The organism is Hymenobacter terrigena (assembly GCF_054776515.1).
The window spans coordinates 1,050,404-1,069,381 of the sequence record NZ_BAAHBU010000002.1 but is presented as its reverse complement, the minus strand read 5'-3'; the positions used below and the strand labels follow the sequence as shown (position 1 = coordinate 1,069,381).

Sequence of the window (18,978 nt, the reverse complement as noted above, 5' to 3'; positions counted from 1 at the left end):
GCCCGGGCTAGCTATCGGGCGGCGCTTTCCGTAGTTTTGCGAACTTATTCGCTGCGTTTCTGAATGGCCAAAAAATCCACTGCTTCTCCGGTTGCCAAAGCCCCAAAAGCACCTAAGACCACCACTGCCACGCTGAAAAGGCAGTTGGCTGGTGCCCTCACCGAACCGGACGCTGCGGCCGCCAGCCAGCCCAATCCGGCCAGTCTGAAGGTCGCCCTCCAGCACCAGACCCCCGAGACGCTGCCGCCTTCTGCCCCCCACGATGCTACCCACGCCTCGCAGCACTTGGAGGCGCAGTACATCGAGGTGTACGGTGCGCGCGAGCACAACCTGAAAAACGTGAGCGTGCAGATTCCGCGCAACCGGCTGGTGGTGTTCACGGGCATCTCGGGCTCGGGCAAGTCGAGCCTGGCGTTCGATACCATTTATGCCGAGGGACAGCGGCGGTACATGGAGACGTTTTCGGCCTATGCTCGCTCGTTTATGGGCGGGCTGGAGCGGCCCGACGTGGACAAGATTGAGGGCCTGTCGCCGGTTATCAGCATCGAGCAGAAGACGACCTCGCGCAATCCGCGTTCCACGGTGGGCACCATCACGGAGATTTACGATTTCCTGCGTTTGCTCTACGCCCGCACGGCCGAAGCCTTCAGCTACGCCACCGGCAAGAAGATGATTCGGCAGAGCGATGACCAGATTATCAACTATATCCTCAAGCACTTCGATGGCAAGAAGCTGGTGGTGCTGGCGCCCGTGGTGAAGGGCCGCAAAGGCCACTACCGCGAAGATTTCCAGAAGATTGCCAAGCTGGGCTTCACCAAAGTGCGGGTTGATGGCGAAATCCTCGACATCACGCCCAAGATGCAGGTGGACCGCTACAAAATTCACGACATCGAAATCGTGATTGACCGGCTGCTGGTGAAGGAGGAGGACCGGTTTCGCCTCTCCGGCTCGGTGCAGAATGCCCTCACGCACGGCAAAGGCACCATGCTGGTGCTCGACCCCGACGCCAAAAAGGCCGCGCCGCAGTTCTTCTCGCGCTTCCTGATGGACCCGGCCACCGGCATTGCCTACGACGACCCGGCGCCTAACACGTTCTCGTTCAACTCGCCCTACGGCGCTTGCCCGACGTGCAATGGCCTGGGCGAGGTGCAGGAAATTACCGAGGAAGCCGTGCTGCCCGACCGCAAGCTGAGCATCAGCCGGGGCGGCATTGCACCGCTGGGCGAGTACCGCGATATCTGGATTTTCCAGCAGCTCCAGCTCATTCTAAAGAAAAACAAGGCCACCCTCAACACGCCCATTGATAAGCTGCCCGAGGAGCTGCTGAAGCGCCTGCTGCACGGCATCTCGGAGGATGAGGCCGACAGCGGCAAAGGCATGTATTCGGAGCCGTTCGAGGGCATTATTCCCTTCCTGCGCCGGCAGATGGATTCGGAGTCGGACAACATCCGCGAGTGGATTGCGCAGTACGCGCAGGCCCAGCCCTGCCCCGAGTGCCAGGGCTTCCGCCTCAAAAAGGAAAGCCTGCACTTTAAGATGGACGGCAAGCACATCGGCGAATTGTCGGTGATGGATTTGAACGAGCTGGCCCAGTGGTTTGTGGGGCTGGAAGACCGGCTGAGCGAGCGCCAGAACGTGATTGCGCGCGAGCTGCTGAAGGAAATCCGCAAGCGCATTGGCTTCCTGCTCGAAGTGGGCCTCGACTACCTGAGCCTGCACCGCCCGGTGCGCACGCTGAGCGGCGGCGAAAGCCAGCGCATCCGCCTCGCCACCCAGATTGGTACCCAGCTCGTGGGCGTGCTCTACATCATGGACGAGCCCAGCATCGGCCTGCATCAGCGCGACAACGAGCGGCTCATCAAGGCCTTGCAGCACCTGCGCGACATCGGTAACTCGGTGATAGTGGTGGAGCACGACAAGGACATGATTCTGCACGCCGACCACGTGCTCGACATTGGCCCCGGCGCGGGCATCCACGGCGGCCACATCGTGGCCTCGGGCACGCCGCAGGAGATTTTCAACTCCGGCTCGCTCACCTCGCAGTACCTCAGCGGCCAGAAGCACATTGAAATTCAGAAGAAGAAGCGCAAGGGCGAAGGCGCCGAGCTGGTACTGAAAGGCGCGAAGGGCAACAACCTCAAAAACGTGACCCTGAAAGTGCCGCTGGGCAAGCTGGTGGCAGTCACTGGCGTGTCGGGCTCGGGCAAGTCCACGCTCATCCACGACACGCTGTACCCCATTCTCAACCAGCATTTCTTCAACGCCAAGAAGGAACCGCTGGCTTACGGCAGCATCGAAGGGCTGGACTTGGTGGACAAGGTGATTGAGGTGGACCAGTCGCCCATTGGCCGCACGCCGCGCTCGAACCCGGCCACTTACACCGGTGTGTTCACCGAAATCCGCCAGCTGTTTGGCGAGATGGCGGAGGCGAAAATCCGCGGCTACGGTCCCGGCCGCTTCTCCTTCAACGTGAAGGGTGGGCGCTGCGAAACCTGTGAGGGCGCGGGCATCCGCACCATTGAGATGAATTTCCTGCCCGACGTGCACGTGCCCTGCGAAACCTGCAAAGGCCGCCGCTACAACCGCGAAACGCTGGAAGTCCGCTTCAAAGGCAAGTCTATCACCGACATTCTCGACATGACGGTGGAGAAGGCCGTGGAGTTCTTCGAATTTCAGCCCCGCATCCTGCGCAAAATCAAGACGCTGAATGAGGTGGGCCTCGGCTACCTCACCCTGGGCCAGCAAGCTACCACGCTTTCGGGCGGCGAGGCCCAGCGCGTGAAGCTGGCCACCGAGCTCAGCAAAAAGGACACTGGCAAGACCTTCTACATCCTCGACGAGCCCACCACGGGCCTGCACTTCGAGGACATCAACCACCTCGCCGACGTGCTTCAGAAGCTGGCCGATAAAGGCAACACCGTCCTCATCATCGAGCACAACCTCGACCTGATTAAGGTGGCCGACCACGTCATCGACATCGGCCCCGAGGGCGGCGCGGGCGGCGGCACCATTGTGGCCCAGGGCACGCCCGAGCAGGTAGCCAAAGCCGGCAAAGGCCACACCGCCCGCTTCCTGGCCGAGGAATTGCGGACCAGCAAGTACGCGACGGCGTAGCTGAGGCGGGAAGTTGCGAAAGAGGCCGGAAAAATCTATTTTTCCGGCCTCTTTCTTTTCTGCTTATGCGCACACTGTTACTATTCCCGTTGCTGCTGGGCCTAACGGCTGGCACTCCACCCAAAGCGCCCAAGCCGGGCACGCTGTTCAAGGGTAAATTCCTCAACGGCATGAAAGGCGACTCCCTGAGTTTCGTGCTCGCGCCCGACGGCAAAACCGTGAGCAACTTCACCTTCAATGGCTACTGGCGCTGCGACGGCAAACTGGAACGGCAGCGCGCCGCCGGCCCCACCAAGGGCAGTTTCACCGTCACCAATGGCACCATTGCCGGCCGCCTCTGCGAGCCGCCGAATGGGGGAGCCACGGCGTGGTGCTTCGATGTTGGCGGACAGATTGCCGGCAAAAACGCCACGGGACGCTTTCGGATGAACATCAACGCCCTGCGCTGCGATTCCTACGAGCTGAAATGGGAAGCCGTGGCCGTGGGCGCCGCTAAATAGGAAGGCATAAGGGCATAAAGAAGCCGCTACAGAACTATGCAGCGGCTTCTTTGATAAGAGCTTCGTCCGATTATTGCCGGGCTACATTTTCATCTCGTTGCCCTTCTGGGCCATGGCCAGGTGCTGCTGCACCACGGGCAGCGTCTTGCCAATGAAGGCTTTCAGGTCGGCATCCTTCGTCATTTTTTCGTGGGCCATCATCGTGTTGGCCGTTTTCTGGTGGTCGGCCTGCATCTGCGCTAGGTACTTGGCCTCGAAGGCTTTGCCCGACAGCTTCTCCATGGCGGGGGCCATGGCTTTGTGCTCGGCGTCCATGTCGGTGGGCAACGTGATGCCCTTTTTGGCGGCAATCTTCTTCAGGTCAGCCGTCGACTTGGTGTGGTCGGCAATCATCTTGTTGGCCATTTCCTTGGCCATGCCGGTCACGCCCTTGGCCAGGGCCATTTTGCTTTGCTGAATCTCGTTCTGGTCGCTGTGGGCGGCCGTCATCATAAACTCTTTGTCGTCTTTATGCGGGCCGGTGGGGCCGTTGGCGTCGCCCATGGCAGTACCGCTGCTAGCCTGAGCGCTGCTGTCGCCCGCCATGGCGCCCGAGGTGGCAGCCGTATCGGCTCCGGCGGCGGGGGTGTTGGCCATGTTGCTGTCGGTGGCGGCGGTATCAGCGGTTTTAGTGTCGTGGCCGCAAGACGTGAGGGCGAGCAGGCCCGAGGCCAGCAGCGGAAGAAGGAAGCGTTTCATAAGAGTGAGGAGAAAGGTGATTGGAACGTGAAAAGGAAAGACAGGCAAGCACTAAGAAGCCCAATAATACAGGCAGTACGCAAGACTCTGGAAAAGATGTTGCGCGGCACGAGTTATTTCGTGAATAAGCTCATCCGTTGATTGTCAATATATTGAACGGGATACAAAACCAAAGAGCCCGCTCCGTAAAGTAGGAGCGGGCTCATGCCAGAAACCAATACCGGCTTGGAGGCTACTTGGCCGCCTCCACGGTAGGGCGCATCTTGGTCACCATGTCGAGGTGCATTTTCAGCATCGGCAGGGTTTTGGCGGCGAAGGCTTTGATGTCAGGGTCGGAGGCTTTGATGGATGCGTCGGTGTATTCCTTCACGTCCTCCTGATGGTCCTTCAGCATCTCCTTCATGTACTCCTTATCCATTTTCACGCCCTTTTCTTCCACCACGTCCTTCAGCACTTTCTGGTGGTCGTCGCCGAGAGCGGTGGGCAGGGTGATGTTCTTTTTGGCGGCCAGAGCCATCAACTCGGCATTGCCTTTGGTGTGGTCCGATACCATTTTCTCCGCAAATTTCTTCGCTTCTGGCGTCACGGCGCGGGCTGCCACCTGCTTGCCCAGTTCTACTTCGAGCATGCCGCCGCTGGCCGCTTTGGTCATAAATTCCGAATCGTAGTCCATGCTTTTTTTCTCGACTTTGCCCATGTCGGTGTTGGCCGTGGCACTGTCGGCTTTCACTTCGTTCACTTTTTGGGCCTCTTTCACAGAGTCATTGGTGTTGCAGCCGGCAGCGGCAATGAGCAGCGTGGCGGCACCTAGCAGGGTGATGAACGAGCGTTTCATGGCGAGAGAATGGGTTGGTGAAGTGGAAGTGGTAAAATGAATCCGCATACATGAAAAACTGCTGAAGCACTACAGCTTACGGCAGTTTTTTGGCTACGTCGGCCGTTTCTTTGGCCGCATCGAGCTGCTCCTTTACGGGGTCATGGAACTTGGCTGCGAAGCCGCGAATGTCGCCGTCGTACGCATCATCGCTCATATCGTCGAAGGCATTCTCGTCTTGCTTTTGGGCTTTTACCAGCAAGGCCATCAGGTGTTTGTCGAGCTGGGTGCCGGCTTGGGTGCTGGCCTCGTGGTAAGCCTCCTGCTCATCATTGCCGAGGGCGGCGGGCACGGTCAGGCCCTTGGCGGCGGCCAGGGCGCGGAGAGTGCCCAGCAGTTCCAGCCGCTGTGGCACCAGGCGCGCTCCGTAGCTGCGCACAGTGGGCGAAGTGGCGCGGGCCTGGGCCAGCTTGCCCAACTCCACTTCGAGCAGGGCGTTGCTGGTGCTTTTCACCAGAAATTTGGCGTCGGCCTCCTGCTTTTTGGTAATGTCGGCGGCGTCAATCTTCTTTTCGTTCTGGGCCATGGCCGCGTCTACGGCATCGGCCTTGCCGCCCCCCGATGAGCAGGCCGCCAGCAGCGGCAGCGCCACGGCTGCCCATTTAAACCGCCGCAATGACATCAAAAGAAAACGAACAGTGGAGGATCGCATGGTAAATAAGTTGATAATAAGCCAGATGGGCCTATATGCTAGCTATACGATGCCCTCCGGACTGGGTTCTTCGCGGGCCGGGAGAAGTTTTTTCACGGTCGGGTTAAACCCGCACGGTACCTTGGCTTCCAACCGACCACAACCGCAGTTCAACATTCCCATTCATATACATTCTCTCACCGTCATGCGTACCCTTTCTCTCCGTTCCCTGGCCTTTGCCTGCCTCGCCAGCGGCGCGCTGCTCACTACCAGCTGCAACCGCAACAACGACGCCACGCCCACCGACGACATCACCACGGCCGAGGACCGCAGCGAGGACAACATCGAAACCGCCATCAGCTCCGACGCTTACCAGGTTTCAACGCCGCAGAACGTGGACAACTCCGCGGCTGGCTTCACCACCACCGAAGCGGAATTCAAGGCCAAATTCGGTCCCTGCGTCACGCGTACTTACACGGCCCAGAACCGTACGCTCATCATCGACTTCCACAACGGCTGCCTGTGCGCCGATGGCCGTTTCCGCAGCGGCCAGATTGTGGTGCAGTTCACCACCGATGTCACCCGGCGCATTGCCGGGGCCGTGGTGCGCCGCCGCAACTACTTCGTTAATTACAACCAGCACATTGCCCGCCGCACCTTCACCGACCTCGGCAATGGCTCCTTCAACGTAGCCGTCGATAGCGCCAGCATCATCCGGGCCAACAACGGCGGCACCCACTCCTGGACCGCCAACTGGACTTTTGCCCCCACAGCCAATACAACTGCCACCGTGCGCGAATACAGCGTGACCGGCATGGCCGCCGGTACCAACCGCAAGGGCGTCAGCTACACCACCACCATCCAGAACCCGCTTATCAAGAGCTCTACCTGCTTCAAATACTTCACGGCCGGTACCGTTAACATCACCAATTCCAACAACAAAACCATGACCCTGGACTACGGCAGCGGTGCCTGCGACAACGTTGCCACCGTGACCGTGAATGGCCACACCCGCACCATTACCCTGCGTTAGTATCCGGTTTTGGTTTTCAAGCTTCATAAAAAAAGCCGTCCTCACAGGGGCGGCTTTTTTGCGTTTAACTCCCCGCTGCCAGCAGCGCCTCCGCCACCACCAAATCCTCGGGCGTGGTGATTTTCAGGTTGCGGTAGTCGCCGTCCACCAGCTGCACGCGGCACAGGTCATCCACCACCGTCGCATCGTCGGTGAAGGAGGCCAATTCAGGCATGGCGTAGGCGCGGCGCAGCAGGTCGATTTCAAACGTCTGGGGCGTTTGCATCAGGCGCAGGCGGCTGCGGTTCTGCGCTGCCGAGCCGTGCGCCGATACCAGCCGCACCGAGTCCTTAGGCATCACGGCGGCGGCAGCGGCGGCGTGCGTGGCGGCGGCGGCGTAGGTACGCTCCACCACCTGCCGCGACACCAGCGGCCGCACGCCATCGTGCACCGCCACCAGGCCCTCGGCGTGGGGTTTCAAAGAAGCCAGACCCGCCTTCACCGAGGCCCAGCGCGTGGCTCCGCCCGCCACCAGCCGGTGCGGAATATCCACGCTAAACTGTGCGCACAGCGCCTGCCAGGTGTCGAGCTGGTCGGCCGGCAGCACCACCACAATGTCGCTCACGCCCAGCGCCGGCTCGGCAAAGCGGCGCAGCGTGTGCAGCAGCACGGGCTCGCCGCGCAGCAGCAGGAACTGCTTGGGACGGTCGGCCCCCATGCGGGTGCCGCTGCCGCCGGCCACTAGGATGGCATAGCGGTGCGTGAGCGACTGGGAGGACGAGTGAATGGAAGGACGGGGCAAAGCCATGAGCAGAGGGGATGTAAAAAGCAAATATTCAACAAAGCAAAAGGCCCGGCTGCAAACAGCCGAGCCTTCCCTCATTTACTCATTCATCAATTCGCTCTACAGAATCAGCATTGCGTCACCGTAGCTGAAGAACTTATACTTCTCCTTGATGGCCTCCTTGTAGGCTTCCATCAGCAGCGGGTAGCCGGTGAAGGCCGCCGCCAGCATGATGAGCGTGCTCTCCGGCATGTGGAAGTTGGTGAGCAGGCAGTTGGCGATTTTAAAATCGTGGGGCGGGAAGATGAACCGGTCAATCCAGCCCTGCGTGGGCTTCATGCGGGCATTGGCCGACACCGACGCCTCCATGGCGCGGATGGTGGTGGTGCCCACGGCGCACACCTTCTTCTTGGCGTCAAGGGCCTTGTTCACCACTTCGCAGGCCGGAGCCGTCACGATGAAGTTCTCCGAGTCCATCTTGTGCTTGGTCAAGTCTTCCACGTCCACCGTGCGGAAGGTGCCCAGGCCCACGTGCAGCGTCACAAACGCCGGCTCCACGCCCTTGATTTCCATGCGCTTCATCACCTCGCGGGTGAAGTGCAGGCCGGCCGAAGGGGCCGCCACCGCGCCAATGTGCTCGGCGTAGATGGTCTGGTACCGCTCCTTATCGGCCGGCTCGGTTTCGCGGTTGATAACCTCTTTCGGGATGGGAGTTTCGCCCAGCTCGTAGAGCGCCTTGCGGAACTCCTCATCGGTGCCATCAAACAGGAATTTGATGGTGCGGCCGCGCGACGTGGTGTTGTCAATCACCTCGGCCACCATGTCCGATTCGCCAAAATAGAGCTTGTTGCCCACGCGGATTTTGCGGGCGGGGTCCACCAGCACGTCCCACAGGCGCAGCTCCTTGTTCAGCTCGCGCAACAGGAAAACCTCGATTTTGGCGCCGGTTTTTTCCTTGTTGCCGTACAGACGGGCCGGGAAAACTTTGGTGTCGTTAAACACCATTACATCGCCCTCGTTGAAATAGTCGAGAATATCCTTAAAGTTGCGGTGCTCAATTTGGCCGGTGGCGCGGTGCACCACCATCAGGCGGCTTTCGTCACGGTTGCGGGCGGGGTGCAATGCCACCAGCTCCTCAGGGAGTTCAAATTTGAACTCGTGCAATTTCATCGCCATAGGGCAGTATTTGGGGGAATATACGGAAATTTGGGGAGGCAAAAGTACGGCTTTTATTTGGTTTTCGTTTTTTTGAGCGAAAAAGGAGCCTACTTATTGCGCTCAGGATGACAGAGGAACGCAACTTCCCCGCCGGTTTCCGTCTTTTGGGGCCGGAAGCAGCTTTATTCGTGTCCGCCCGCCCTTATGTTGAACCTGCGCCTCACCCTCGAAAGTTTTATTTTCGCCTGGGATGCCCTAAAATCCAACCTGTTGCGCACCATCCTGTCGCTGCTGGGCGTCACGGTTGGCATCTTTGCCATTATCGCCGTTTTCACCATCGTCGATTCGCTGGAGGCCAACGTGCGCAGCAGCCTCGACTTTGTGGGCGACAAGATTATCTACGTCTCGAAGTGGCCCTTCGCCTTCGATTCGGACTTTCCGTGGTGGAAGTATTTCCAGCGCCCCGTGCCCACGCCGCGCGAGTACCAGCAGCTGCGCCGGCAGCTCGGCCCGAACAATAAAGGCATTGCCATCTTCGCCGCCAACAGCGGCAATACCCTAAAAGCCGGCTCCAACTCGGTGGCCGACTGCGTGCTCCAGGGCGTGAGCTACGATTTTCGGGTGGTGAGCAACGTGCCCATCAAGGAAGGCCGCTACTTTACGGTGCAGGAAATGGACGCCGCCCGGCCCGTGGCCATCATCGGGGCCACCATCGCCGAAAACCTGTTTCCGCACGGCAATGCGCTGGGCGCGCAATTCAAGGCGCGCGGCCAGACCTTTACCGTGATTGGCGTGATGGAAAAGGAGGGTAAAAAGCTCATCACCATTTCCAGCAACGACGCTAACTGCATCATCCCGTTTGGGATGTTTACCAAGATGTTTGCGCTCAGCACCACTGGTTTCGGCGGTGGCCCCAGCGCCACCATCGCCGTGAAGGGCCGCGACGAGGACGTGGGCCTGCTCGACCTGGAATACGAAATGCGTGGCGTAATGCGCAATATCCGTGGCCTGAAGCCCCGTGAGGAAGACAACTTCGCCCTGAACCGCCCCGAAATGATTGCCTCGGCTATCGGCAAGCTGTTCAGTGTCATTGGCCTGGTGGGCGGCGTCATTGGCTCGTTTGCCATCCTGGTGGGCGGCTTCGGCATTGCCAACATCATGTTTGTGAGCGTGCGTGAGCGCACCAACATCATCGGAATTCAGAAGTCATTGGGAGCAAAGAACTTCTTCATTCTATTCCAATTCCTGTTTGAAGCCGTATTTCTGTGCCTGATTGGAGGGGCCGCCGGCATATTTCTGGTCTGGCTCGTGACCCTGATTCCGCAGGATGCGCTGCCGCTCACCATGTCGGCCGCGCGGGTGGTGCTGGGGTTGCTTATTTCGGTGGGCATCGGCATCATTGCCGGCATTGTGCCCGCCGTGCTGGCGGCCAATCTGGACCCCGTGATTGCCATCCGGGCCAAGTAGAGGAGGGATTGGCGGCCGCCGCACGAACTTTGTCGTTCGCGCTACGATTCATCGCTACCCATGACGCTTCCCGCTTTTCTCGATTACCAAATCCTGGGCAATACCCTCGGGCAATACCTCATTGCGATACTTATCCTGTTGGTAGGTAGTGCTTTCCGGCGGTTGTTTTCGCGGCTGCTCAGCAAGCTGCTGTTTTCCCTCACCAAGCGCTACACCGCCGGCGTCACAGAAGAAGAACTGCACAACCTGCTCATCCAGCCGCTCTCCACGCTGCTGCTGCTCGTTACGCTGGAGCTGGCCGGCGCTACGCTCACCTACCCGCACAGCCCCACGGCCGGCCCCGGCGAACTGCCGTGGCACGAGGTAGTGCTGTTGCGAACCCTGACGCTGGCCTTCATTGTGGCGGCGGCGCGGGTGGCCCTGCGCCTCGTCGATTTTGCCCTGCTGGTGATGGCCCGCCGGGCCGCCCTGCGCGAAACCACCAGCGGCCCCACGCGCCTCGACAACCAGTTCCTGCCCTTCGCTAAGGACCTGCTGAAGGTGTTTTTCATCATCATCGCGGTGCTGGTGGCGTTGGGGCAGGTGTTTGGGGTGAACGTGACGGCGCTCATCGGCGGCTTGGGCATTGGCGGGCTGGCGGTGGCCTTTGCGGCCAAGGAAAGCCTCGAAAACCTCATCGCCTCGTTCACCATCTTCCTCGACCAGCCCTTCGGCGTGGGCGACCTCGTGACGGCCGGCGACGTGAGCGGCACCGTAGAGAAAATCGGTTTCCGCAGCACCCGCCTACGCACCGCCGAGAAAAGCTACGTCACCGTGCCCAACAAAAGCATGATTGACAAGCCCCTGGATAATCTCTCGCTACGCACCTCGCGCCGCGTGGGCTTCACCCTCACCTTTGACCAGAAAACCACCAGCGCCCAGCTGCACGCCATCATTGCGGATGCCGTGGCGGCCATGCAAGCCCACCCGCTCGTGACCCAGGACGTGCAGATGAAGTTCAACGCCCTCACGCCCGCCGGCAAGGAAGTAACCGTGCAATACTTCGTGGAAACTACCAGCTACGACGAATACCTCAACGTGAAGGAAGACCTCAACTACAGCATCATCGAAGTGGTGGAGCAGCACGGCGGCGCCTTCGCCGGCGCGCCCGTAGTGGCCGCCCCCGTAGCTAAAGTCTGACCACGGATTCGCTTGGATTTGACGGATTCCACGGATTTTGTGGATGGCTATATTGACAGAATAAGGTTAAAAAAAGGCCACCTGTTGAGGTGGCCTTTTTTACTATGGGTTTTGAAGACATCCACGAAATCCGTGGAATCCGTCTAATCCGAGCGAATCCGTGGTCCTAGCGGCCGCCGAATAAGCCACCGAGCATCCCGCCCAGGCCGCCGTTTAGCAAGCCGCCCAGGCCAGAGCCGCCCGCACTGGCCGGCTGCGAACCTGCCCGGCCACCCAGGCCGCCCAGAATGGACATCATCGAGCCCAAACCACCGCTACCGATGGCCGAACCCTGCTGCGGCATATTGGCCGTGGCGTTGGAATTGCCACCACCTAGCAGGCCACCCAGCATGCCGCTGCCCAGCAAGCCGCCGAGCAGGCTGCCCATGCCGCTATGCGCCGCGCCGCCCAGCAAGCCGCCCATGCTGCCGCCCAGCAAGCCGCCGCCGGAGTTGCTTTGGCCGCCGTAGCCGCTTTGGCTCTGGCTGCCGCCGCTCATCACTTTCGAAATCACCATTGGGGCCACCACGCCCAGCAGGCCGGCCATGAGCGCGCCTTTGGGAATGCCCACGTTGGATAGTTTGTCGCCGATGCTGCTCAGGAAGCCGGTTTTAGCCGGGTCCTGCGGGTCGTGGGGAACGGTGGCAGCCTGGTCTACTACGGTTTCGAGGGTTTGCTTCTGCTCGGGGTTGATGCCGAGGTACTGGGCCATTTTGCTAATCATGGCCTCCTCATCGTTGGCGTACGAGCCATCGGCACGAGCGAAGCTGATGAGGTCGGTAACCAGCGAAAAGCGCAGGTCGCTATTTTTGAGAATGTCCAGGTTTTGCTGGATGCTTTGGTTGCTGGCATCCTGTGCGGCGGCCAGCACTTGCTGAGTGGCGCCGCCCGATAAGCCGGCCTGTTGGGCCAGTGCTTGCAGAAACTGGACTTCGGCGCCCGAGGCCTGCCGGTCGGCGGTGGCCAGGCTGGCAATGGCACTCAGGTAAGCGGTTTTTTCTTGTTCCGAATAATTCTGGAGGAGTTGGGTATCCATCGGGGGGAGCGTTGAGTGAGAATTCTGTTTCCACCCCCTTAACGGGGCAGCCCCGAATACGTTGCTTGTCTTGGTTGGGGCCGGCTAAACCGACTTTTTCTAAAATTTAGCGAAAATTTCTTGCGCTGAAAATGAATTTGTTGCTGCCAGATTAGGTCAAAAAACGAAAAAATATGCGCCCAAATGCAGCAACAGGTTTTGTGTTTTCAAAAAGTCCCCCCATCTTTGCAATCCCAAACGGAAACAACCACCCGGGGGATTAGCTCAGCTGGTTCAGAGCATCTGCCTTACAAGCAGAGGGTCGTAGGTTCGAACCCTACATCCCCCACACTGATAAACAGCCACTTGGATTGACATCCGAGTGGCTGTTTTATTCTAAAGCCGGCCTCCTGGTTTGCCCCAAGGCCGCTGCAACTGCTGATAGAGCTTGCAGATTTTCTTAATGGGAGGTTAGCTCAGTTGGTTTAGAGCGCTTGCTTCACACGCAAGAGGTCGAAGGTTCGAATCCTTTACTTCCCACATTGATTAACAGCCACTTGGTAGCAATACCGAGTGGCTGTTTTGTTTTTAGCGTTTGGACAGGCAACTTGGAAGTAGGAACTGGTAAATCCATCGCCGGAACGGAATGACTGGCACCCATACCGCGTCAACTTCTGTTAAATTTGGCCTTTTCCCGCCCGACTAAACGCCTTGTCGCCTTCGTGAAGCTCTTTTTAGTTCTGTGTGGTCTGCTTATTGGCGCGGCCCCCGCTTTTGCCGCAGTGAGTACAGGCACGACCGACAGCTTATTAATCGAGCTAAACAAGGCACTGGACCACAAAAAGGAATACGACGCGCAACGCCTGAACCGCATTGCCGAGCTCACGGCCGAGTTTGCTTCGGCCGAGGTGAACGACGAGGCGAAATTTGACCTGGGTCTGCGTATTTACGATGAATACAAGGCGTTTAAGTATGATTCGGCTTTTGTGTACTGCCAGAAAGTTAGCCGGCTGGCCAGTCAGTTGAAGCAGCCGGAAAAGATAGAAGTAGCCAAGCTAAAGCTGGCCTTCGTGCTGCTCTCGTCGGGCCTGTTCAAGGAAACGTTTGACACGCTTGATAGCATCAATCCCGCCCTGCTTAAGGAGATGGATAAGCAGAGCTTCTATTTTCTGAAAGCACGGGCGTATAGTGACTTAGGCGATTTTAACCAGGACCAGACGTACCGGCCGACGTACTACACCAAGGCGCTGGCCTATGCCGATACGGCCCTGCAATACGCTCGCCCCGGCTCCTATGAGTACTTATCGGTGCAGGAGTTTCGGGCACAGAAAACCAATGATTTGAAGGCAGGCGCGGCCGTGTACCAGCAGATTTTGCGGCTGCCGCACCTCACGCTGCACCAACTGGCCGTGAGTGCCAGCACCACGGCCTACCTCTACGAGCTGGCCGGGCAGACCGATAAGGCTGTGGAATTGCTGTTGGTGTCGGCCATTGCCGACGTGAAAACGGCCACCAAGGAAACCACAGCCATCTTCAAGCTTTCGGACTACTGCTACCGGCAGGGCGACCTGAAAAACGCCTATACTTTCATCCGGGAGGCGCGGGAGGATGCCACGTTTTACAAGGCCCGGCAGCGGCAGCTTGAGATTAGTCACGTCTCGTCCGTCATCGAAGGGCAGAAGATTAACATTATCGAAAGTCAGCGTAAGTCGCTGAAAACGTATGCTGTTATCATGACGCTATTGGCGGGCGTGGTCATTGGGTTTGCCGTTATCAGCTTCAAGCAGCTGCGGAAGGTGCGCAAGGCCGACCGGGTAATTTTCGCTGCCAACCAGGAACTGCGCGAGCGCAACGAGGTGCTCCGGCAATTGAATGGCGACCTGAACGAAGCCAATAAGATTAAGGAAGAGTACATCGGTTTCTACTTCCACAACAATTCGCAGTACATCGACAAAATCGAGACACTGAAGAAGCGGCTCGATGCCCTGCTGGCCAGCAAGCAGTATGCCGCCGTGCAAAAACTGGTGGACGGCGTGAACATCAAAACTGAGCGTAACGAGCTGCTGAAGGGGTTTGACACGGTGTTTCTGCGGCTGTTTCCCAACTTCATCGCGCAGTTCAACGCGCTGTTTCACGAAGAGGAGCGAGTGAAACTGGCCGACGACCAACTACTGACTACGGAGCTGCGCATCTTCGCGCTCATCCGGCTGGGCATTGCTGATAGTGAGCAAATCAGCCGGCTGCTGGGGTATTCTATTAACACGATTTACACCTACAAAACCCGGGTGAAGAACCGGTCTTTCCTGCCCAACGAGGAGTTCGAGGCGCGCATTCAGGCCATTCAGGCCGTCTGAAAAATGCGGCCGATGAGTGAGGAATATTGGCGGCTATTGACCTAGCATTTGAACTGGTAAGTGGATACACACCGGGTGAAGTCGGGGAGTGGTATGCGGCTTGCAGCACGCTGCGACGGAGTGAATAGTAGGGATGGCAAAGCTCTTTTTGGGAAGAATGAATGTGTGCTGCCCGGAGGCTTTATAGGATGGTTAGAGTCCCTGTTATTGCTGGAAAAAGGAGGGGATTTGGCTATATGCGGCTAATATTTTGGCTGGGATTTTCTGCTGTAAGTGCTTGTGAGTGAATGGTGAGATTGTAAGATGGGTTAATATTTTTCATACTGCGGTTTGAAAAATTTCAGCAGGTGAGGGGTTGCTCTAGTTTTGTTTGGCAAGCTCCCCAAGCTCTGGACTGCTGCAGGCTATAACCTGCCACTATCTAACTATAAAACTGACTATAAAAGTCGCCGCTCCCACCGCAACCCGATTTACCCCCGAATGATAAGAACAACTCTGTTGGCTGCGCTGCTGGCCGGCGCCCAGGCGGCCCACGCGCAAGCCGCCGCGCCGCTCACCGCCCGCCTCGATAAAGTGAGCCTGACCGTGGCCCTGAGCCACGACGGCCGTCCGACTTACGCCGTCGCCTTCGGTCCGAAAACTGTGATTGCGCCCTCGAGCCTGGGCCTGAGCTTTGCTGATGGCAAGGGCTTTGAGGGCCCGTTGGTGCTCACGGGTAGCGAAACCAAGGACGTGGACGAAACCTGGCAGCCGGTGTGGGGCGAGGTTAAGAACATTCGCAACCACTACCAGCAGCTCACGGTGCACCTACGCCAGCCGGCCGCCGATGGCCGCAAGCTGGACGTGGTGTTTCGGGTGTTTGCCGATGGCGTGGGCTTTCGCTACGAGTTTCCGCGGCAGGCGCACCTGCAGTATTTCACGGTGCAGGACGAATTCACGGAGTTTCATCTGCCCGCCAACCACAAGGCATTCTGGATTCCGGGCGACTACGACTCGAACGAATACGCCTACACCACCAGCCGCGTGAGCGAGGTGAACACCACGCCGATTCACGCCATTCAGGAGAAGGCGCCCGCCAACCGCGTGCAAACGCCGCTGATGCTGAAATCGGACGACGGGCTGTACATCAACATCCACGAGGCGGCCTTGGTGAACTACCCGGCCCTGTACCTGAACGTGGACACCAAAACCTTTGACCTCACCAGCCAACTCGTGCCCGATGCCACTGGCACGGGCGCCAAGGCCTATTTGCAGGCCCCGGAGCACACGCCCTGGCGCACCATCGTGGTGAGCGACAAAGCGCCCGAGGTATTGGCCTCGAAGCTGATTCTGAACCTGAACGAGCCCAGCAAAATCGCCGACCCGAGCTGGATTAAGCCCCAGAAATTCGTGGGCGTGTGGTGGGAAATGCAGACCGGCCGCGGCAGCTGGAACTACGCCGATACCTTCAACATCAAGCTGGCCGGCACCGATTGGAGCAAGCTCAAGCCCAACGGCCGCCACATGGCCAACACGGCCCACGTGAAGCAGTACATCGACTTTGCCGCCGCGCACCACATCCCCGGCGTGTTGGTGGAGGGCTGGAACGTGGGCTGGGAGGACTGGGCCAATAACTGGAAGGAGGAAGTGTTCGACTTCGTGACGCCGTACCCGGATTTTGACGTGGACGAGCTGCAGCGCTACGCCGCCGGCAAGGGTGTCAACATCATCATGCACCACGAAACCAGCGGCGCGGCCACCAACTACGAGCGCCGCCAGGACAATGCCTACCGCTTCATGAATGCCCACGGCTACACTTCGGTGAAAACCGGCTACGTGGGCAAAATCATCCCGCGCGGCGAGCACCACGACGGCCAGTGGATGGTGAACCACTACGTGCAAACGGCCCAGAAAACGGCCGACTACCGCATCATGGTCGACATGCACGAGCCCGTGCGCCCGACAGGACTCAACCGCACCTACCCCAACTGGCTGGCATGCGAAGCTGCCCGCGGCAACGAGTTCAATGCCTTCAGCGAGGGCAACCAGCCCGAGCACGAAACCATTCTGCCCTTCACGCGCCTCATGGGCGGGCCGATGGACTACACGCCCGGCATCTTCAAGCTGCAGAATTTTGAGCCCACCGGCAAGCGCCTGGTGCACACCACGCTGGCCAAGCAGCTGGCCCTGTACGTGACGATGTACTCGCCCCTGCAAATGGCCGCCGACCTGCCCGAGAACTACAACCAGCACCTCGACGCCTTCCAGTTCATCGAGGACGTGCCCGTGGATTGGGACGATACTCGCATCCTGGCCGCCGAGCCCGGCGACTACCTCACCACCGTGCGCAAAGCCAAGGGCCGGGACGAGTGGTACCTCGGCAGCATCACCGACGAAAAAGCCCGCCAGCAACCCGTTAAGCTGGATTTCCTCACGCCTGGCCAGCGCTACGAGGCCACCATCTACGCCGACGGCAAAGGCGCCGACTGGCAGAAAAACCCCACGGCCTACCGCATCACCAAGCAGGTGGTCACCAGCAAATCGGCCCTCACGTTGCAGTTGGCCCCCGGCGGCGGCGCGGCAGTCAGCTTCAAGCCGGTTAAGAAATAATTCTTCGCGTTTCGGCGCGCTATTCTCCTGTCCATTTTAAGAATTTCCTCAATGTCTATTCGTCGTATTTTAGCCAAGAACAGCCTGGTGCTGCTGCTGGCCGCCAGCTTCCTGGCCGGTTGCAAAAAGGAGATGACCACTGCCCCGACGGCCGTTACGCCGCCCTCCACGCCTACTACGCCTACTACTCCGACCACGCCCACCACGGCCCAGTACGGCACGCCCTTCGCTGGGGTGCCCAACCGCGAGGATGCTGTGATTTACCAGGTGAACATGCGGGCCTTTAGCCAGAGCGCCAACTTTGCGGGCGTTACGGCCCGGCTCGATTCCATTAAGAATCTGGGGGCGAACGTGGTGTACCTCATGCCGATATACCCGGTGGGCAAGGTGCGGGCCGTGAATTCGCCCTACGCCGTGCAGGACTACCGCGCCGTGAACCCGGAGTTCGGTACCCTCGCCGACCTGCGCACGCTGGTGGACGCCGCCCACGCCCGGGGCCTGACCGTGCTGCTGGACTGGGTGGCCAACCACACCAGCTGGGACAACGCCTGGGTGACCGACCATCCGGACTGGTACCTGAAAAGCAACGGCACCATCATCAGCCCGCCCACCACCACCTACACCGACGTGGCCCAGCTCGATTTCAGCAACGCGGCCATGCGCGCGGAGATGATTTCGGCCATGAAATCGTGGGTGTTCACGGCCAACGTTGACGGCTTCCGCTGCGACTACGCCGACGCGCCCACCATCAGCGCCTCCACTTTCTGGAAGCAGGCCGTGGACACGCTGCGCACCATCAAAACCCACAAGCTGCTGCTGCTGGCCGAGGGCTCCCGCAACAGCCATTTCGCCTCGGGCTTCGACTACATTTTCGGCTTTAATTTCTACGGCGGCATTCGCGGCGTGTACCGCACCAGCAACCCCGCTTCGGCCACTACGCTCGACGACTTCAACAACAGCGAATACATGGGCGCCAATGGCACGCAGCAGGTAGTGCGCTACATCACCAACCACGACGTGAACGACTCCGACGGAACGCCGGTGGCGCTGTTTGGCGGCGATGCGGGCGCGATGTCGGCCTTCGTCATTGCCGCGCTCTACAAGGGCGTGCCCATGATTTACAACGGCCAGGAAGTGGGCATGAGCACGGCCATCAAATTCCCCTTCACCGGCGTGAAAGTGAACTGGAACACCCACCCCGAGGTAACGCGCCTCTACCGCCAGCTGCTGAAAGCCCGCGCCGCCAGCCCGGCCCTGCAGCACGGCACGCCCACCGCTTCGTTGAGCACGGCCGATGTATGCGCCTTCACGAAAGCCTCGGGTGCCTCGCAGGCGCTGGTGGTGGTGAATACCCGCAACTCGGCCACCTCTTTTGCCCTGCCCCCCGCCTACGCCGGTACCGTTTGGACCAATGCCCTGCAGGCCAGCCCGGTCACGCTGGGCACCGCGCTGGCGCTGCCCGCCTACGGGTACGTCGTGCTGACGAAATAGGGGACTAAAGCTGATTAACAGATTTTAAACGCC

The 18,978-nt window shown here is 59.4% G+C and carries 14 protein-coding genes and 2 tRNA genes; 10 read left to right on the top strand and 6 right to left on the bottom strand.

Annotated features, from left to right (window positions below; translation table 11 throughout):
• Positions 1 to 63 precede the first annotated feature (63 nt).
• Together uvrA and ACYU7Q_RS11335 are read left to right on the top strand one after the other, a co-directional pair.
• Positions 64 to 3,114, top strand: coding sequence for an excinuclease ABC subunit UvrA (gene uvrA / locus ACYU7Q_RS11340; RefSeq protein WP_460609531.1), 3,051 nt, complete (start codon positions 64 to 66; stop codon positions 3,112 to 3,114).
• A gap of 65 nt (positions 3,115 to 3,179) precedes the next feature.
• Positions 3,180 to 3,614, top strand: a complete 435-nt coding sequence (locus tag ACYU7Q_RS11335; RefSeq protein ID WP_460609530.1) for a hypothetical protein — start codon at positions 3,180 to 3,182, stop codon at positions 3,612 to 3,614.
• Between the two features lie 81 nt (positions 3,615 to 3,695).
• On the opposite strand, the gene ACYU7Q_RS11330 is transcribed toward ACYU7Q_RS11335, so the two are convergent.
• The 3 genes from ACYU7Q_RS11330 to ACYU7Q_RS11320 form a co-directional block, all read right to left on the bottom strand.
• Entirely contained in the window at positions 3,696 to 4,352 is a 657-nt protein-coding gene (locus tag ACYU7Q_RS11330; protein ID WP_460609529.1) for a DUF4142 domain-containing protein, read from the bottom strand.
• A gap of 232 nt (positions 4,353 to 4,584) precedes the next feature.
• Positions 4,585 to 5,187 carry a DUF4142 domain-containing protein gene (locus ACYU7Q_RS11325; RefSeq protein ID WP_460609528.1) on the bottom strand — a complete coding sequence of 201 codons (603 nt, stop codon included), beginning with the start codon at positions 5,185 to 5,187 and terminating at the stop codon, positions 4,585 to 4,587.
• Positions 5,188 to 5,263: 76 nt separating this feature from the next.
• A complete protein-coding gene (locus ACYU7Q_RS11320; protein WP_460609527.1) occupies positions 5,264 to 5,878 on the bottom strand; it encodes a DUF4142 domain-containing protein in 615 nt (204 codons plus the stop codon).
• A gap of 184 nt (positions 5,879 to 6,062) precedes the next feature.
• Here ACYU7Q_RS11320 and ACYU7Q_RS11315 point away from each other — a divergent pair, with 184 nt between their 5' ends.
• Positions 6,063 to 6,890, top strand: a complete 828-nt coding sequence (locus tag ACYU7Q_RS11315; RefSeq protein WP_460609526.1) for a hypothetical protein — start codon at positions 6,063 to 6,065, stop codon at positions 6,888 to 6,890.
• Positions 6,891 to 6,954: 64 nt separating this feature from the next.
• On the opposite strand, the gene ACYU7Q_RS11310 is transcribed toward ACYU7Q_RS11315, so the two are convergent.
• Both ACYU7Q_RS11310 and queA read right to left on the bottom strand, forming a co-directional pair.
• The gene (locus tag ACYU7Q_RS11310) at positions 6,955 to 7,677 is read right to left on the bottom strand and encodes an IspD/TarI family cytidylyltransferase (protein ID WP_460609525.1); all 723 of its coding nucleotides are present in this window, start codon (positions 7,675 to 7,677) and stop codon (positions 6,955 to 6,957) included.
• 96 nt (positions 7,678 to 7,773) lie between these two features.
• The gene (gene queA, locus ACYU7Q_RS11305) at positions 7,774 to 8,823 is read right to left on the bottom strand and encodes an S-adenosylmethionine:tRNA ribosyltransferase-isomerase (RefSeq protein WP_460609887.1); all 1,050 of its coding nucleotides are present in this window, start codon (positions 8,821 to 8,823) and stop codon (positions 7,774 to 7,776) included.
• A 192-nt stretch (positions 8,824 to 9,015) separates the two neighbouring features.
• On the opposite strand from queA, the gene ACYU7Q_RS11300 reads away from it, so the two are divergent.
• Both ACYU7Q_RS11300 and ACYU7Q_RS11295 read left to right on the top strand, forming a co-directional pair.
• The gene (locus ACYU7Q_RS11300) at positions 9,016 to 10,278 is read left to right on the top strand and encodes an ABC transporter permease (RefSeq protein WP_460609524.1); all 1,263 of its coding nucleotides are present in this window, start codon (positions 9,016 to 9,018) and stop codon (positions 10,276 to 10,278) included.
• Positions 10,279 to 10,338: 60 nt separating this feature from the next.
• Positions 10,339 to 11,457 (top strand): mechanosensitive ion channel family protein, encoded by a 1,119-nt coding sequence (locus tag ACYU7Q_RS11295; RefSeq protein WP_460609523.1) that lies wholly within the window; start codon positions 10,339 to 10,341, stop codon positions 11,455 to 11,457.
• A gap of 166 nt (positions 11,458 to 11,623) precedes the next feature.
• Here ACYU7Q_RS11295 and ACYU7Q_RS11290 read toward each other — a convergent pair whose 3' ends face one another.
• Positions 11,624 to 12,532 carry a tellurite resistance TerB family protein gene (locus tag ACYU7Q_RS11290; RefSeq protein ID WP_460609522.1) on the bottom strand — a complete coding sequence of 303 codons (909 nt, stop codon included), beginning with the start codon at positions 12,530 to 12,532 and terminating at the stop codon, positions 11,624 to 11,626.
• Positions 12,533 to 12,785: 253 nt separating this feature from the next.
• On the opposite strand from ACYU7Q_RS11290, the gene ACYU7Q_RS11285 reads away from it, so the two are divergent.
• From ACYU7Q_RS11285 to ACYU7Q_RS11265, 5 genes are all read left to right on the top strand, one after another.
• A tRNA-Val gene (locus tag ACYU7Q_RS11285) sits at positions 12,786 to 12,860 on the top strand.
• 116 nt (positions 12,861 to 12,976) lie between these two features.
• A tRNA-Val gene (locus ACYU7Q_RS11280) sits at positions 12,977 to 13,051 on the top strand.
• A 242-nt stretch (positions 13,052 to 13,293) separates the two neighbouring features.
• Entirely contained in the window at positions 13,294 to 14,865 is a 1,572-nt protein-coding gene (locus ACYU7Q_RS11275) for a DUF6377 domain-containing protein (RefSeq protein WP_460609521.1), read from the top strand.
• Between the two features lie 480 nt (positions 14,866 to 15,345).
• Positions 15,346 to 17,454, top strand: a complete 2,109-nt coding sequence (locus ACYU7Q_RS11270; RefSeq protein ID WP_460609520.1) for a glycoside hydrolase family 97 protein — start codon at positions 15,346 to 15,348, stop codon at positions 17,452 to 17,454.
• A 51-nt stretch (positions 17,455 to 17,505) separates the two neighbouring features.
• On the top strand, positions 17,506 to 18,945 hold the full coding sequence (locus ACYU7Q_RS11265; RefSeq protein WP_460609519.1) for an alpha-amylase family glycosyl hydrolase: 1,440 nt from the start codon (positions 17,506 to 17,508) through the stop codon (positions 18,943 to 18,945).
• Positions 18,946 to 18,978 lie beyond the last annotated feature (33 nt).